The organism is Cupriavidus sp. FW305-46 (assembly GCF_058787075.1).
The window spans coordinates 33498-48222 of record NZ_JBYSZI010000005.1 but is presented as its reverse complement, the minus strand read 5'-3'; the positions used below and the strand labels follow the sequence as shown (position 1 = coordinate 48222).

Genomic DNA, 14725 nt, shown 5'->3' with positions numbered 1-14725 from the left:
AGGGCCAGCGCCGGCAATCCATGGACCCACGCGGCAGATACTTTTGAAAGTACCCGCCGACGATGAAAAGCAGTACTGCAGTACTTTCAGGCGCGGGCGTTTCCTTGCAGGGAGGCATGGAAACGCCCGCCGCACCTCATATCGCACCCACGCCGTACCCCACGGACCGCATCTCGCCGGTCAACCACCAGAACACCACCACCCGCTCCGGCTTGTTTGCAGCGCAGCATCGAAATTCCTTGTATCGTTCGCGTCCTAATCCATAATTATGAATTATGGCTGACCGGGCGCATCTGCCTGGCCGACGCCAGATCGTGACCGGGACGCGTCGGTCACGCGATCCGACCCGGGGGAAGCATGCGCATCGTCCAGCAGGCGTTGTACCTGGAAGTGGCAGACCGGCTGCGCGCCATGATTGACGCGCATACGCTGGTGCCCGGCGCATGGATCGACGAGAGCGCGATGGCCGAAACGCTGGGCATCTCGCGCACGCCGCTGCGCGAAGCGCTCAAGGTGCTGGCCGCCGAAGGCCTGGTGCGGCTGGAGCCGCGGCGCGGCTGCTTCGTCAATGAGCTGTCCGAGCAGGACCTGGACGAGATCTTCCCGCTGATGGCACTGCTGGAAGGGCGCTGTGCCTACGAGGCCGCGCGCAACGCCACGCGCGCCGACCTGGACGCACTGGACGGCCTGCATGCCGACCTGGCGCGCTATGCGCAGGCGGGCGACATCGACGCCTACTACGAAACCAACTTCCAGATCCACGAATCGATCCAGCGGCTGGCCGGCAACCGCTGGCTGTCGGGCCTGATCAGCGACCTGCGCAAGGTGCTGCGGCTGTCGCGCCACAAGAGCCTGAAGCTGCCGGGCCGGATCCAGGAATCCTGCGCCGAGCACCTGTCCGTGTTTGCCGCGCTCAAGGCCCGCGACCCGGAAGGCGCCGAGGCGATGATGAAGACCCACCTGCTGCGCCAGCGCGCGGCGCTCAAGACGCTGGATGCCGGCGCCACCGCCGGCGCAGCCGAGGCCCAGGCCGTGCGCGCGCCGCCGGTGCTGCGCGTGGCCGGCGCCGAAGAGTAGCCGCGGCGCCGCAACCCCAGTCCGATGTTTTTCCCACATTCCGATCGATGCATCAAGGCAGGTACCGCATGAATTCCTTCGACACGGGTGACCAGAAGATCAGTGCGCCGCTGGGCGAAAGCGAGCCGGCAGGTTCCAAGTTCCTGTCGCGGCTGGGCCGCTGGTGGGGACGCAAGGGCGAGGGCGACGCCAAGGCCAGCGCCAAGGCCCCGGCAACGCCGGTCGATGGCGAGGCGCCGCTGCCGGCGCGCGCGGTGCGCCGCCAGCGCGAGCAGCTGCGGCTTTGCTTCGACGCGCGCCTGACCGATGGCGCCGCCAATGCCGCCGCGCAGGCATGGCAGGCCGAGTATGAGGCCGCCGGCGAGGCCACCCGGCGCGGCATGCTGGCGGTGCTGGGCGAAGTCGCCAGCAGCGGCGGCAAGGGCAGCGAAGAAGCCGGGGCCGACGGCGACAAGGGCGCGCGCGCCGCCCGCGCGCAGGCCGCGTCTTCGGGCCTGGCCCAGGCCCTGTCCAATGCGCGCATCCGCTTCTTCAAGCGGCTCGCCGCGCTGCACGGCCAGCGCGGCAACAGCGCTTGCGGCCTGCACTTCCTGATCCAGCTGCGCGCCGACATGCTGCGCTGGCAGCGCCGCATGCCGGGGCTGCGCCCGCTTGACGACGATCTCGAGGCGCTGTTCTCCAACTGGTTCGACGTGGGCCTGCTGGAGCTGCAGCCGATCACCTGGGATTCGCCGGCATCGCTGCTGGAAAAGCTGATCCGCTACGAGGCCGTGCATGAAATCGCTTCATGGACCGACCTGCGCAACCGCCTCGATTCCGACCGCCGCTGCTATGCGTTCTTCCACCCGCGCATCCCGCGCGAGCCGCTGATCTTTGTCGAGGTGGCATTCGCGCCGGAGATGGCGGCCAATGTCCATACATTGCTGGATGAAGCCGCGCCGCTGGAAGACCTGCGCCGCGTCAAGTGGGCCATCTTCTATTCGATCAGCAATACGCAGGCGGGCCTGCGCGGCGTGAGCTTCGGCAATTTCCTGCTCAAGCGCGTGATCGAGGAGGTCCAGCGTGAATTCCCAAAAGTGAATCAGTTCGCCACGCTCTCGCCGATCCCCGGGTTTGCCGACTGGCTGCGCAAGCAGGATGGCGATGCCATTGCGCGCGTGCTGGGCGACAAGCGCCTGGCGCGCTGGAGCGAGCGCCACGGCAAGGCGCCAGCGGACGGCGCCGGGTGGCTGGAGGCGCTGGTGCCGGACGCCGCCGATACCGTGATCCGCGATACCGCGATGACCCTGGCCGCGCATTTCCTGGTGCGCGAACGCAACCAGTCGATGCCCGCCGACCCGGTCGCGCGCTTCCACCTCGGCAACGGGGCCTGCGTGGAGCGGCTGAACTGGGGCGCCGACCTGTCGCGCAAAGGCCGCAGCCAGAGCTGCGGGATGATGGTCAATTATCTTTACGTGCCCGAGGCGCTGGATGACAATCTGGCACGCCTGGGCGCCGGCAACCCGCGCATCAGCCGTAGCGTCGGGAAGCTGCTGTGACCCTGGTCCGGTCACGCGGGTCGCCCCCGCACCCGCGGCGCCTGGCGCGCCGCGTTTTCTTGTCGGGACCTGAGCAGTAACTTCGCGCCGCGGCAGTGCCGCGCGGCCATCAGATTGACTTTCCGCAGAAGAGAGAGGAGACAACCAATGAATCGTCGTCAGTTCAGCCTGGCCGCGTGCGCGCGCGCAACAGGCGTGGCCCTGGGCCTGGCCGGCCTCGGCACCGGCGCAATGCTCGCCGCACCCGCAGCGCATGCCGATACCTGGCCGTCCAAGCCCGTCACCGTGATCGTGCCGTTTCCCGCCGGCGGCGGCACCGACGCCTTTGCGCGGCCGCTGACCGCGCAGTTGTCCAAGCAGCTCGGCAAGCAGTTCGTGATCGACAACCGCGGCGGCGCCGGCGGCACGGTCGGCGCCAGCATTGCGGCCAAGGCCGGGCCGGACGGCTACACGGTGTTCATCGGCGGCGCGCACCACGCGATTGCGCCGTCGTTCTACAAGAAGCTGGACTACGACATCGAGAAGGACTTCATCCCGGTCACGGTGATCGCTCAGCCGCCGCAAGTGGTGGTGGTCAATCCCAACCGCGTCAAGGCCAACACGCTGCAGGAGCTGATTGCCTACGCCAAGGCCAATCCCGGCAAGCTGAACTACGGTTCGGCCGGCAACGGCTCGTCGCACCACCTGGCGGGCGAGCTGTTCAAGCTCCAGACCAAGACCTTCATCACCCACATCCCCTACAAGGGTGCGGGCCCGGCGCTGTCCGACCTGATCGCGGGCCAGGTCGACCTGATGTTCGACGGCCTGGGCTCGTCGGCACAGCATATCCGCGCGGGCCGCATCAAGGCGCTGGCGGTGGCTTCGAGCAAGCGCTCGGCGGCGTTCCCCAACGTGCCGACCGCGGCCGAGGCAGGCGTGCCCAACTATGACGTGTCGACCTGGTATGCGATGTGGGTGCCCAAGGGCACGCCCAAGGAGATCGTCGACCGCCTGTATGCAGAGACCGAGAAGGCGCTGAACACGTCGGAGCTCAAGCAGGTCTGGCTTAACAACGGCTCCGAGACGCCGGCGTTTACGCAGGAGCAGTTCGCGCAGTTCCAGCACGCCGAGATTCGCCGCTGGGCCCAGGTGGTGCAGCAGTCCGGCGCCAAGATCGACTGACGGGGCGCCATGTCAACGCTGATCCGATGCAAGGGGGCGCGGCGATGAGCGGCACCGTATTGTTTGCCACGCAGGGCACCACCGCCACCGTGACGCTGTCGCACGCGGGCAAGCTCAACGCCATTTCCGCGCAGATGTGGCGCGAGCTGGCCGCGGGCTTTGCACGCCTGTCCGCCGATACCTCGCTGCGCTGCGTGGTGGTGCGCGGTGCCGACGGCAACTTTGCCGCCGGCGCCGACATTGCCGAGTTCCCGGCAGAGCGCGCCGACGAGGCCGCGGTGCGCCACTACCACATGGCCACCATCGCGCCGGCACTGGCGGCGGTGGCGCAATGCACGCACCCCACCGTGGCGATGATCGAAGGCGTATGCGTGGGCGGCGGGCTGGAAATCGCCTGCCACTGCGATCTGCGCATCGCCGCCTCGGACAGCCGCTTCGGCGTGCCCATCAACCGCCTGGGCTTCCCGATGGCGCCCGGCGAGCTGCAGGGCCTGCTGGCGCTGGCGGGCCGCGCCGCCGCGCTGGAGATCCTGCTGGAAGGCAGGGTCTTCGACGCCGCCGAGGCGCGCGACAAAGGGCTGCTGACCCGCGTGGTCGAGCCCGGCGCGCTGGCCGCTGAGGTCGAGGCCACGGCGCGCCGCATTGCCGCCGGCGCGCCCGTGGCCGCCCGCATCAACAAGGCCACCATCCGCCGGCTGGCGCCGCTGCCGGCACCGCTGTCGCCCGCCGAGCTGGACGCGCATTTTGCCTACGCCGAAGGCGCGGATCATGCGGAAGGGGTGGCCGCCTTCCTCGCGCACCGGCCACCGCAGTTCCGTGGGGAGTAGGGCACGCCGCCAGCACTGCTTCCACACGCCATTGTTTTCTTCGTTTTCCTCAGCCTTTCGTTCGATCCCCGACATGAACGCCAACCTGTTCGCCCTGTTCGAATCCCGCTTCCCCGCCGACCGCACCGCCTGCTGCATCGAGACCCATGACGGGCTGTACTACAGCTGGGACGACCTTGACCGCGCCACCGCCAAGCTCGCCAACCTGCTGGCCTCGCTGCACCTGCCCGAAGGCGCACGCGTGGCGGTGCAGGTGGAGAAGTCCCCCGAAGCGCTGTTCCTGTACCTGGCCACGCTGCGCGCCGGCTACGTCTACCTGCCGCTGAACACCGCCTACCAGGAGGCAGAGATCGACTACTTCGTCGGCAATGCCGAGCCGTCGGTGGTGGTGTGCAGCAGCAAGAATTTCGGCTGGGTGTCCAAGGTGGCGTTCCGCCACGGCGTCAACCACGTCTTTACCCTGGACGACGACCGCAGCGGCTCGCTGCTGTCGCGCGCGGCGGGCAAGTCAGATACCTTCGAGACGGTCGCACGCCAGGATGACGACCTTGCCGCCATTCTCTACACCTCCGGCACCACCGGCCGCAGCAAGGGCGCGATGCTGACGCACCGCAACCTAGCCTCCAATGCGCAGACGCTGCATGAATTCTGGGGCTGGCGCAGCGACGATGTGCTGCTGCACATGCTGCCGATCTTCCACGTGCATGGCCTGTTCGTGGCTTCGCATGGCGCGCTGCTGGCCGGTGCCAAGATGATCTGGGCGCCGAAGCTGGACATGGCACAGGTGCTGAAATTCCTGCCGCGCTGCACGGTCATGATGGGCGTGCCGACCTACTACGTGCGCATGCTGCAGGAGCCGCGCTTCGACGACGACACCTGCCGCCGCATGCGGCTGTTCGTGTCCGGCTCGGCGCCGCTGCTGCTGGAGACCTTCGATGCCTTCCGCGAGCGCACCGGCCATACCATCCTGGAACGCTACGGCATGAGCGAGACCGTGATGCTGGTGTCCAACCCATACGATGCCGCGCTGGGCGAGCGCATCGGCGGCACCGTCGGCATGCCGCTGCCGGGCGTGTCGGTGCGCGTGGTCGATGGCGAGGGCCAGCCGTGCACGCCGGGCGAGATCGGCAATGTCGAGGTCAAGGGCCCGAACGTGTTCAAGGGCTACTGGCGCATGCCGGAGAAGACCAGGGAAGAGTTCACCGAGGACGGCTGGTTCAAGACCGGCGACGTCGGCCGCTTCGGCGGCGCCATTGCCAGCCAGGCCGGCGAGCGCGCGGTGCCGGACAACTACCTGACCATCGTCGGGCGCAGCAAGGACCTGATCATCTCGGGCGGCTACAACGTCTACCCGAAGGAAATCGAGAGCTTTATCGACGAGATGCCAGGCGTGGCCGAGAGCGCCGTGATCGGCGTGCCGCACGCGGATTTCGGCGAGGCCGTGGTGGCAGTGGTGGTGCGCAAGCCGGGTGCGGATATCGATGAAGCGGCGCTGATCGGCACGCTCAAGGGCCGCATCGCCAACTTCAAGGTGCCCAAGCGCGTGCACGTGGTGGACGAGCTGCCGCGCAATACCATGGGCAAGGTGCAGAAGAACGTGCTGCGCGAGCAGTTCGCGGTGCTCTGAGGGTCTTTGGGAAAGGCTGAGCGACTTCAACTGCTGCGGGTTTGCTCCCTCTCCCGCAGGCGGGAGAGGGAGCAAACAGAGGGGCGGCAGCGTGCCCTTCTTCGTTACTTCAGCATCTGCACCGACCCGTTGACCGACACCGTCACCTGCGTCTTGCCGCCCTCAACCGGCACCGCCACCGCGGCGTCGGCCATCATGGCCTTGGCAGCACCGTACATGCGCGGCATCGGCGGCACCACGCCGGTTTCATTCAGGCTGACTTCGCGGATCGTGTAGCTGTTGTAGCCGAACAGCTTGGTGGTCGACTGCGCCTTGCTGCGGAACGAGGCGATGGCCTGCTCGGCCAGCTTGGCTTCGGCCGCCTCGCGCGCTTCGCGCGACAGCGAGAAGGCGATGTTCTGCACCTGCATCTGGCTGGCCAGCTCGCCAGCGAGCTTGGACACGGCCGAGAAATCGCGCGACTTCAGGATGACTTCGGAACGCCCGCGCCAGGTGCTGATGCGGCCGTTGCGGTCGGTGTTGGGGTGGATGGTGAAGCCGCCCGACTCGGCGGTCACGCCCTGGACGCGGCGCGCCTGCGTGATGACGGCCTGCGTCCGGGTCGACAGGCCCGAGGAAATCGCGGCCGGTTCAGCGCCTTCCTGCTCGGCGGCAAGCGTCAGGTGCACGATATCGGTCGGCACTTCGGTGACCGCCTGCGCGCTCAGCGAGAGCACGCCCGACGGCGTTTCAGTGGGGCCACCGTGCGCCGAGGCAACGATGGCGGTGGTGCCCAGCAGGGTGGCGGCAAGCCATTGTTTCATGTTGTTCTCCCGTTCAAACGTGATGGGTATCAGACGTGACCGGGTGCCCGATCGTTCCGCGACATTGCAAACGATTGTTGCGAAGCCGGCGCGGGCGCGCCTCCCCCGTCCGGGTCAGAATGCCTGCCAGGCCTTCCACAACATATAGCTTGCCAGGCACAGCAGCAGCGCGGCAAAGACCTTGCGCAACTGGCTCACATCCATGCGGTGCGCGGTGCGCGCGCCCAGCGGCGCGGTCATTACGCTGGCCGCTGCGATCACCAGCAGGGCCGGCAGGTAGAGATAGCCGAGCGATCCCGCCGGCAGCCCCGGCGTCTGCCAGCCGCTCCAGACATAGCCGGCCACGCTGGCCGCTGCAATCGGAAAGCCGAGCGCGGCCGAGGTCGCCACCGCGTTGTGGATCGGCACGTTGCACCACGTCATGAACGGCACCGAGACAAAGGCGCCGCCCGCGCCAACCAGGCTGGACAGGAAGCCGATCACGCCGCCCGCGCCCGCCATGCCGGCAAGGCCGGGCAGCTGCCGGCCGGGCCTGGGACGACGGTTGCGCAGCATCTGCAGCGCGGAAAACCCGACGAAGCCGGCAAACGCCAGCGACAGCCAGCTGGTCTTGAGCGCCGCGAACACCTTGCCGCCGCCGATCATGCCGCCGAGCACGATGCCCGGCGCCAGCGCCAGCACGATCGGCCAGCGCACCGCGCCGCGCTGGTGGTGCGCGCGCACGGACGACAACGAGGTGAACAGGATGGTGCCCATCGAGGTGGCGATCGCCATATGGACGATGGCCTCGTCGGCAACGCCCAGGCTGGTGAACAGCAGCGTCAGGAAGGGCACCATCATCATGCCGCCGCCGACGCCGAGCAGCCCGGCGCAGAAGCCGGTGAAAGCGCCCAGGGCAAGCAGGGCAGGAACCAGCACCGGCAGGTTGTCGAACTGCATCGTGTCTTCAGGGTTGTTGTGATCAGCCTTGCCTGGGCCGGCCGGGCAGGGTTCAGCGCATCAGCTTGCCGGTGATGAAGCGCCATTCGGCCGGTGTCACCGGCGTGATCGACAGCCGGTTGCCGCGACGCAGCACCACCATGTCGGCCAGTTCCTCATGCTCGCGCAACGCGGCCAGCGGGATCAGCGCGCTCTTGCGTTCGAAGCGCACGTCGACCAACAGCCAGCGCGGCGCGTCGGCCTTGGAGGCGGCGTCATAGTACGGGCTCTTGCGGTCGAACTGGGTGGGGTCGGGGTAGGGCACGGAGCAGACCTCGGCCAGGCCGGCAATGCCGGGCTCCGGGCACGACGAGTGGTAGAACAGCACGCCGTCGCCGATCCGCATGGTGTCGCGCATGAAGTTGCGCGCCTGGTAGTTGCGCACGCCGGTCCAGGGCAGCGTGCCTTCCCGGGCCAGGTCGTCGATGCTGGCTTCATCCGGTTCTGATTTCATCAGCCAGTACTGGCGGGCGCGTTGGTTCTGGTTCGGGCTCACGGCGCAGCTCAGGAATGGAAGCAGATCAGGGCGCCGCGTGCACAGCGTGTGCACGCGGACGCGCAGGCAAGAAAAAAGGCGATGGTTCAGAAAACCACCGCCTTTTTAAGGGGTCCCCGCCTTGGCCGCTGGGTCGGCATCCTGAACCCAAGTGAGGTTCAGAGTGGCTGCGGAAGTCGCATTTCGGGTACATCATCCACTCAGGGAGTCCAGGCCAGGCCCAGACTATGAATGCGACGACGCGCTCGCCCACGCGACATGATCCCGCACCATGCAATGCATATCGGTTCAAGGAGTTTATGACCCTCACGAACCAGGCAGGGAAACTGTCAAACGTCTGACTTTCCAGGCGCATCATCGTGCCCGGAAAACCGGATCCGCGTGCGGGATGTCAGACGTTTGCCGTTTCTGACTAGGATGGGATGAGAACGGCGGCCGGGCGCGATAACCTGGCCTGTAGCTGCACATCTATGGTGCCTCGTGCAGTCTGGCTACACTATACACCGCGTTGCAGGGCATACCAAGTCCACTCGCGCGTATCGTTACATTTTGCGCGGCAGCGCGGCATCCGCAGCACATCCCCCTTTCATTGCTCAGCCGCGCGTACCGGTGCCCACGTGCGCATACTGGCGCAGGGCTTCGTCGGCGCGGTCGTTGAGTTCGCGGATGCGCGCGCGGATGGCATCGACCGGGATCGCGCCCTCGGCCTGCTGCTTGCGCTGCATCGACAGCAGGTCCGAGGCGATGCTGATGGCGGCCATGACCGCCACGCGCTCCACGCCCTTGGCCGCGGTGCCGTTGCGCAGCTTGTTCATTTGCGTGTCGACCAGAGCCACGGCTTCGAGCAGCGCGGCCTCGTTCTCGGGCGCGATGGCAAAGCGGTAGGGCTGGCCGGCGATATTGACTTCGACTTGCTTGTTGCTCATGCGTGTTCTCCGGGAGCCTTGTGCGGCTCGGCGTCCTGCGCCGCAGCCTCTTCGCCGAGCAGGTCGAGCTGGCGCGTGTCGCTGGCAGTCGGCAGCTTGTCAAGGATGGACTGGATGCGCAGCTGCGCTTCCTCGATCTTGATATTGAGCAGTTCGCGGTCGGCTGCCATGGCCTCGCGCTCGCCGCGCAACTGCGCGGCTTCGCCCTCCAGCCGGGCGATCTCGTCGCGCAGCCGCTGGTTTTCCGCCGCCAGGGTGTCCGCATGGTGCAGCACGCGCCCGATCTTGGCGGCCAGTTGTTCGAGTTCGGTGAGCATAGGGCCTGTCATGATGGGAGAAGTGTCAGGTATCGCGATTCTAGCCGATGCGCCGGCTTGCACAATGCGGAGGAAAGGGTTTGTGACTGGCGACCCGCGTGGAAGTTGCAGGCTTCTGCACCTAAAACGCCACCAGAGTTGTGACAAAACACTACTGGCAGCCGCGTTGACGCGGGGGGCGAAACGCCCTAGACTCGCGCACGTTCCAGGTGCTCGCCCTTTTCGTCCCTGGCGAAAGGGCAGTTCAACGGGAAACAGGGAGCCGGGCCGGCTGCGCGCCGGACAGGCCAACCTGTGCTGCCCCCGCAACGGTAAGCGACCGCGGTGCGCATCTGCCAGACCCCGACATAGCCGACAGCCAGCCTGCCGGCAACGCCGCTGGCAAGGCCGGATTCCATTCCCGGCCACACGCACCGCAGGACCGGCCACACGCCACTGAACCGCAGGTTCGGGAAGGCGCCGGCCCAGTGTCGCCAGCCCGGATACCGGCCTGAACGCGGGCTGCCGCCCGTGCGCGGCACGCCTCATCGCCATATGGTCCGCGGGGGAACGGGCCCGGCCGTTCCTATCCAGTCCTGCATCATGCGTTCATCGCTCCACAGGTCGACCCGCCCGGCAACCCCGGCGGTGCGTCCGTCCGTGCCCGCCATCCTGGCGGCCATTGCCTCGTTCACCCTGGCTCCGGCCACTTCGTTCGCGCAGGCGGCCGACAGCGGCACCGACAGCCGCACCACGCAGCTCGCGCCGGTGGTGGTCACCTCCACCCGTACCGCGCAAGCCATTACCGAGGCGCTGCCTCACACCACGGTGGTGACGCAGCAGGACATCGTCAATTCGCAGGCGCCCGACCTGCGCACGCTGCTGCGCAACCAGGCCGGCGTGGAGTTCTCGGCCAACGGCGGCATGGGCACCAACACCACGCTGTTCATGCGCGGCGCCAACTCCAACCAGACCCTGATCCTGATCGACGGCGTGCGGGTATCGTCAGCGAGCAGCGGCACCGCGCAGCTGGCCAATATCCTGCCCGACCAGATCGAGCGCATCGAGGTGGTGCGCGGCAATGTGTCGGCGCTGTACGGCTCGGACGCCATCGGCGGCGTGGTGCAGATCTTCACCAAGAGCGGCGCGGGCCAGGCGCCGGCGGCCAATGCGCAGGTGGAATACGGCAGCAACAACACGCGCCAGGGCACGGTCGGCTATGGCGGCCAGGTCGGCGATACCTCGTTCAACCTGACCGGCTCGGCGTTCAAGACCGACGGCTTCTCGTCGATCAACACGAAGCAGGCGCCGCGCGCCAATCCCAACGACAACCCGTACGAGAACCAGAGCGTGTCGGGCCAGGTCAAGCACCGCTTCGCGCCGAACTGGGACGCGGGCTTCACCGGCTATTACTCGAAGAGCAAGCTGTCGTTCGACAGCGCCTTCGGCCGCCCGACCGACGACAACCGCACCAACAGCGAGCTGTACACGCTGTCGGCCTTCGTCAACGGCAAGGTGGGGGCGGACTGGTCCACCCATTTCAAGCTGTCGCAGAGCGAGGACCGCAGCGACACCTTCCTCAACGGCAGGCCCAACGGCACCTTCAATACCCGCAACCGCCAGTTCAACTGGCAGAACGAGTATGCGCTGGCCGCCAACCACACGCTGCTGTTCGGCACCGACTACCTGCAGCAGGAGCTCGACTCCAGCGCCTACGGCGCGCCCACGCGCAATGTGTTCTCGGTGTTCGGCGGCTATGACGGGCGCATCGGCAAGCACCAGCTGCAGCTCAACGCGCGCAACGACCATTATTCCGACTTCGGCAACCAGGGCAGCTTCCGCGCCGGCTACGGCTACTACGTGACCGATGCGCTCAAGCTGATCGCCAGCGTCAGCAATGCCTTCCGCGCGCCGACCTTCAACGAGCTTTACTTCCCCAACTTCGGCCAGCCGAACCTGCAGCCCGAACGTGCCAAGTCGGTCGAGGCCGGCGTGCAGTACGCCACCGCCAGCGCCGGCCTGCTGCGCGTGACCGCCTTCGAGACGCGCTACGACGACCTGATCGTGTCGGCGCAGCAGCCCAGCGGCATGTTCCTGGCGCAGAACGTCAACAAGGCCAAGGTGCAGGGCATCGAGGCTTCGTGGCGCGCCACCGTGTATGGCACCGACTTCGGCGCCAGCGTGACCTTCCAGAACCCGGTCGACGAGCAGACCAACACCCAGCTGCTGCGCCGCGCGCGCCGCCATGCCGCGCTCGACGTGGGCCGCGACTTCGGCAACTGGCGCTTCGGCGGCGAATGGCTGGTGTCGTCGTCGCGCATGGATTCCGGCTCGCGCCGGCTGGGCGGATACGGTATCGTCAACCTGAACGCCCGCTACAACATCGACAAGCAATGGTTCATCGCCGCCCGCGTCGAAAACCTGTTCGACAAGGATTACCAGCTCGCCTACCCCTACAACACGCAGGGGCGCGCGGGCTTCATCACGCTGGGCTGGCGCCAGCGATGAGCGCACGGGCGCGCCATGTCTGAGTTCCGGCGCGCCCTGGCGATCTGGCTGGTGCTGGCGCTCGCGGCGCTGCTGGCGTTCGCGTTGTCGCTGGCGCTGGGCAGCGTGCCACTCGATGCGCGCGAGCTCTGGCTTGCGCTCAGCGGTGCCGACACCGGCACCGCCGCAGCGATCGTGCGCGAACTGCGGCTGCCGCGCGCGGCAGCGGCGTTTGCCTGCGGCGGGCTGCTGGCCCTGTCCGGCGCGCTGATGCAGGTGCTGCTGCGCAACCCGCTGGCCGAGCCCTATGTGCTGGGCGTGTCGGGCGGCGCCTCCACTGCCGCGCTGCTGGCCATGCTGCTGCTGGCGCCGTGGTGGGGCGTGCAGGCCGCCGCCGCCGCCGGTGCACTGGGGGCGATGGTGTTGGTGGCGTCGCTGGCGCGGCGCGACCTGCTGCATCCGCAGGTGCAGGGCGGCCACCGCGAGGCGGGCGCCCGGCTGCTGCTGACCGGCGTGATCCTGGCCGCGGGCTGGGGCGCGGTCATTACCCTGATCCTTTCCATTGCGCCGGAGTCGCGCCTGCGCGGCATGCTGTTCTGGCTGACCGGCGACCTGGGCGGCACCGCCGCCTACGGCGGCGCGCTGGCCATGCTGGTGGTGGCGCTGCTGCTGGCCATGCCGATGGCGCGCGCGCTCAACGTGATGCTGCTGGGCGAGACCGTGGCGCAGTCGCTGGGCGTGCGCGTGGGCCGCGTGCGGCTGGCGACCTTCCTGCTGGCGTCGCTGTGCATTGCCGCTGCCATCACCACGGCCGGCTCGATCGGCTTTGTCGGGCTGGTGGTGCCGCACCTGGTGCGCCTCGCCTGGGGCAACGACCAGCGCCTGCTGCTGCCGGCCGCCACGCTGCTGGGCGGCGCGCTGCTGATGGCCGCCGACCTGATCGCACGCACCGTGGTCGCGCCCGCGCAGCTGCCGGTGGGCGTGATCACCGGGCTGCTGGGCGTGCCGACCTTCCTCTACCTGCTGCTGCGGAGGCCGCGATGAGCCAGGCCCCGCACTGGTCCCATCCGCTCACTGCCTGTCCGCAGCTCGTGCTGCGAGATGTGAAGCTGCGCACCGGCCAGCGCGTGCTGGTGGAGCGCCTGACGATGACCATCGGCGCGGGGCAGCTGTGGTGCATTGCCGGACCCAACGGTGCCGGCAAGTCCACGCTGATGACGGTGCTGGCCGGGCTGCGCCACGCCGACGGCGGCAGCGCGGAGATCGACGGCACCGCGGCGGCGCAGATCGCGCCGGCGGTGCTGGCGCGCCAGCGCGCCTACCTGCCGCAGGCCGTGCATGACACCTTCTCGATGTCGGTGCAGGATGCCGTGCGCGTGGGGCGGCATCCGCACCTGTCCGGCTGGGGCTGGACCGGGCGCGAGGATGACCGCATCGTGCACGAAGTGATCCGCGCGATGGATATTGAGGCGCTGGCCGCGCGCGATGTGCTGACCCTGTCCGGCGGCGAGCGCCAGCGCGCCTCGCTGGCCGCGGCGCTGGCGCAGCAGGCGCCGCTGCTGCTGCTGGACGAACCGGTCTCGCACCTGGACCTGCGCCACCAGATCCTGGTGCTGGAACAGCTGGCCGCGCTGGCCCGGGCCGGGCGCCATGCCATCGTGGTGATCCTGCACGACCTGACGCTGGCGCTGCGCTACGCCACCCACGCCCTGCTGATGGCCGAAGACGGCACTACGCTGCATGGCACTGCCGCCCAGGTGCTGACCCCTGAACACTGCTCGCGCGCGCTGCGCACCGCCATCGTCAGCGTCACCGACGGCGCGCATACTGCGCTGATTCCCGACGGCGCCGCCCCACCCATACCCGACACACGTCATGACTGATACCCAGACCCCCCCTGCAGAAGACCCGGACCGCGATGCCCGCCACAAGGCGCGCATGGAGCGCAAGAAAGAAATCGTCGACGCCAAGATTGCCGCCGCGCAGGATGAGCGCGGCGTGATCGTCATCACCACCGGCAACGGCAAGGGCAAGTCCAGCTCGGGCTTTGGCATGGTGGTGCGCGCGCTTGGCCACGGCATGCGCACCGGCGTGGTCCAGTTCATCAAGGGCGCGCAGCCCACCGGCGAAGAGATGTTCCTGCGCCGCTTCCCGGACGAGTGCGCCTTCCACGTGATGGGCGAGGGCTATACCTGGGAAACGCAGGACCGCGCCCGCGACGTGGCCAAGGCCGAGGCGGCCTGGGAAGTGGCGCGCGGCATGCTGCGCGACCCCGGCATCGGCCTGGTGCTGTTCGACGAACTGAACATCGCGCTCAAGCTGCACTATCTTGATGTGGAGCAGGTCATTGCCGACCTGCGCGCGCGCCCGCCGATGCAGCACGTGGTCATCACCGGCCGTGGCGCGCCGCCGGCCCTGGTGGAGGCGGCCGACACCGTCACCGACATGACGCCGGTCAAGCATGCCTTCCAGCAGGGCATCAAGGCGCAGCGCGGCGTCGAGATGTAGC

General features: G+C 68.1%; 14 protein-coding genes and 1 other RNA gene. 9 read left to right on the top strand and 6 right to left on the bottom strand.

All coding sequences use genetic code 11. The features are described from left to right. Nucleotides 1–357: 357 nt before the first annotated feature. The 5 genes from AC3WON_RS03700 (at nucleotide 358) to AC3WON_RS03680 (ending at nucleotide 6230) form a co-directional block, all read left to right on the top strand. Entirely contained in the window at nucleotides 358–1077 is a 720-nt protein-coding gene (locus AC3WON_RS03700) for a GntR family transcriptional regulator (RefSeq protein WP_011615942.1), read from the top strand. A 68-nt stretch (nucleotides 1078–1145) separates the two neighbouring features. Continuing rightward, nucleotides 1146–2615, top strand: coding sequence for a malonyl-CoA decarboxylase domain-containing protein (locus AC3WON_RS03695; RefSeq protein ID WP_492319703.1), 1470 nt, complete (start codon nucleotides 1146–1148; stop codon nucleotides 2613–2615). Nucleotides 2616–2762: 147 nt separating this feature from the next. Then, complete coding sequence (locus AC3WON_RS03690) at nucleotides 2763–3776, top strand: Bug family tripartite tricarboxylate transporter substrate binding protein (RefSeq protein WP_492351171.1); 1014 nt, start codon at nucleotides 2763–2765, stop codon at nucleotides 3774–3776. Nucleotides 3777–3820: 44 nt separating this feature from the next. Continuing rightward, nucleotides 3821–4603, top strand: a complete 783-nt coding sequence (locus AC3WON_RS03685) for an enoyl-CoA hydratase/isomerase family protein (protein ID WP_492319705.1) — start codon at nucleotides 3821–3823, stop codon at nucleotides 4601–4603. A gap of 73 nt (nucleotides 4604–4676) precedes the next feature. Continuing rightward, a complete protein-coding gene (locus AC3WON_RS03680) occupies nucleotides 4677–6230 on the top strand; it encodes a malonate--CoA ligase (protein ID WP_492319706.1) in 1554 nt (517 codons plus the stop codon). Nucleotides 6231–6334: 104 nt separating this feature from the next. Here AC3WON_RS03680 and AC3WON_RS03675 read toward each other — a convergent pair whose 3' ends face one another. The 6 genes from AC3WON_RS03675 to AC3WON_RS03650 all read right to left on the bottom strand — a co-directional run bounded on the left by AC3WON_RS03675 (nucleotide 6335) and on the right by AC3WON_RS03650 (nucleotide 9750). Then, nucleotides 6335–7033, bottom strand: coding sequence for an SIMPL domain-containing protein (locus tag AC3WON_RS03675; RefSeq protein ID WP_492319707.1), 699 nt, complete (start codon nucleotides 7031–7033; stop codon nucleotides 6335–6337). A gap of 114 nt (nucleotides 7034–7147) precedes the next feature. Continuing rightward, nucleotides 7148–7972 (bottom strand): sulfite exporter TauE/SafE family protein, encoded by an 825-nt coding sequence (locus AC3WON_RS03670; RefSeq protein WP_492319708.1) that lies wholly within the window; start codon nucleotides 7970–7972, stop codon nucleotides 7148–7150. Between the two features lie 52 nt (nucleotides 7973–8024). Beyond that, entirely contained in the window at nucleotides 8025–8507 is a 483-nt protein-coding gene (locus AC3WON_RS03665) for an EVE domain-containing protein (protein WP_010814922.1), read from the bottom strand. 109 nt (nucleotides 8508–8616) lie between these two features. Next, nucleotides 8617–8834, bottom strand: a non-coding RNA gene (ssrS, locus tag AC3WON_RS03660) — 6S RNA. Nucleotides 8835–9100: 266 nt separating this feature from the next. After that, nucleotides 9101–9433: a cell division protein ZapA gene (locus tag AC3WON_RS03655; protein WP_035823521.1), complete on the bottom strand. Its 333-nt coding sequence runs from the start codon at nucleotides 9431–9433 to the stop codon at nucleotides 9101–9103. After that, complete coding sequence (locus tag AC3WON_RS03650) at nucleotides 9430–9750, bottom strand: hypothetical protein (protein ID WP_010814920.1); 321 nt, start codon at nucleotides 9748–9750, stop codon at nucleotides 9430–9432. The genes AC3WON_RS03655 and AC3WON_RS03650 overlap by 4 nt, the downstream gene beginning before the upstream one ends. 582 nt (nucleotides 9751–10332) lie before the next feature. Here AC3WON_RS03650 and AC3WON_RS03645 point away from each other — a divergent pair. Genes AC3WON_RS03645 through cobO form a run of 4 tightly spaced genes read left to right on the top strand, consistent with a single transcriptional unit; the run spans nucleotide 10333 to nucleotide 14724 of the window. Next, on the top strand, nucleotides 10333–12237 hold the full coding sequence (locus AC3WON_RS03645) for a TonB-dependent receptor domain-containing protein (protein ID WP_492351170.1): 1905 nt from the start codon (nucleotides 10333–10335) through the stop codon (nucleotides 12235–12237). Between the two features lie 15 nt (nucleotides 12238–12252). After that, a complete protein-coding gene (locus AC3WON_RS03640) occupies nucleotides 12253–13260 on the top strand; it encodes a FecCD family ABC transporter permease (protein ID WP_492319710.1) in 1008 nt (335 codons plus the stop codon). After that, on the top strand, nucleotides 13257–14099 hold the full coding sequence (locus AC3WON_RS03635) for an ABC transporter ATP-binding protein (RefSeq protein WP_492319711.1): 843 nt from the start codon (nucleotides 13257–13259) through the stop codon (nucleotides 14097–14099). The genes AC3WON_RS03640 and AC3WON_RS03635 overlap by 4 nt, the downstream gene beginning before the upstream one ends. After that, on the top strand, nucleotides 14092–14724 hold the full coding sequence (cobO, locus tag AC3WON_RS03630; protein ID WP_492319712.1) for a cob(I)yrinic acid a,c-diamide adenosyltransferase: 633 nt from the start codon (nucleotides 14092–14094) through the stop codon (nucleotides 14722–14724). Before AC3WON_RS03635 ends, cobO begins: the two co-directional genes overlap by 8 nt. Nucleotide 14725 lies beyond the last annotated feature (1 nt).